Genomic DNA, 1177 nt, shown 5'->3' with positions numbered 1-1177 from the left:
ACGTCTTGCGAGGAGACACCTGCCACTGGGGCGTCAGGACCACACGACTTCGCCGTCCGCCGTCGGCCGCACTCGTCAGTTGCGCGCTCGGCGGCCACCGCATCTCGACCCAACACTCGTGACGATCGCGAAGCGCCCCTCAGGCGGGTGAGACGGGCGCATCAATACACTGATTTGCACTTCCGGAAAACAGAAATATTTTTGCCACGGGGGCTTGCGCCGTCGGGCAAATCAGTGGCAGGGGGCGGATGAGCCGTGAAGCGCAATCCGCCGGCGACCTGCGCCATCGACTCCCAACGTCACGATTGGACGCCAATATCTCCCGAACGGCTCACCGGGATTGTGTTATATTTGGGCTTGGAGCGAAAGAACCGCGACGATGCACCGCATCCGCAGTACCGCTCCACCGCCAATCACATCACATGGGAGGTACGCCATGACACAGGTGTTAGCTCTCTCGTTGAGTATCGCCGTTCTAGGAGGCATTTGGGCGTTTCTCGCGCTCGGGCCCTTGAGCGGTTTCGTCCTCGTCTGGGCGGGCTTCATTGGCTGGGGATGCTTCTTCCACAGCGGCGCCAACACCAATGCACTCGTCAAGACGATCATCGGCAATGCCTTTGGTGCGCTGGTCGCATGGGTCGCTTTGTTGATCATCGTCAACGTCCCGGTCGCTGCTTTGGGAGCGGTCTGGCCAGCGATCGTCGTCGGCGTCACGGTGTTCTTCCTGGTCATCGTCGCCACGATCGATCTGCTGTCCGTGGTACCGGCCAACGTCTACGGTTACGCTGCGCTTGTGGCGTACTCGCTGCACCAGCCATCCGCCGCGCCGGCCACCGGCCCATTGCAGAACCTGGTCTCGCCCTCCTTCGCCAACCCGCTGGTCTTGCTCATCGTCTCGATGGTGATCGGAGCCCTGTTCGGCTATGCCTCGGACCAGCTCGCGAAGGTGCTGCCAACAAGACAGCCGACCGGGGCGTCCGCATAAGCGAAGCATAGCGTTTGTGCCCGGTCCCAATTCCGGCATCGACTCGGTCCCGAGGTCGATGGATACGCCCCGCGGTCTCGCAACGGATGACGAGATGAGCAATGGGTAACTGCGCCGAAAGACCGCTTCGGGTCCGAAAGCAGCAGTCACGGCGTGGCCAGTGCATGTCCGCTCTGGCCTCAAAAGCGGACT

1 protein-coding gene is annotated in these 1177 nt (G+C 62.0%); it reads left to right on the top strand.

All coding sequences use genetic code 11. From position 1 onward, the window contains the following. Window positions 1–436: 436 nt before the first annotated feature. Window positions 437–985, top strand: coding sequence for a DUF1097 domain-containing protein (locus tag ACFFWD_RS44305; RefSeq protein WP_376975774.1), 549 nt, complete (start codon window positions 437–439; stop codon window positions 983–985). The last annotated feature ends 192 nt before the right edge of the window (window positions 986–1177 follow it).

The organism is Bradyrhizobium erythrophlei, assembly GCF_042430365.1.
Classification (GTDB): Bacteria; Pseudomonadota; Alphaproteobacteria; order Rhizobiales; family Xanthobacteraceae; genus Bradyrhizobium; species Bradyrhizobium erythrophlei.
Note: the sequence above shows the minus strand (reverse complement) of the source record. Positions and strands in the feature narration are given on the sequence as shown.

What these genes read in the sequence shown, in the direction of transcription:
- ACFFWD_RS44305 (WP_376975774.1), top strand. Translation starts at nt 437, where the DNA reads ATGACACAGGTGTTAGCTCTCTCGTTGAGTATCGCCGTTCTAGGAGGC.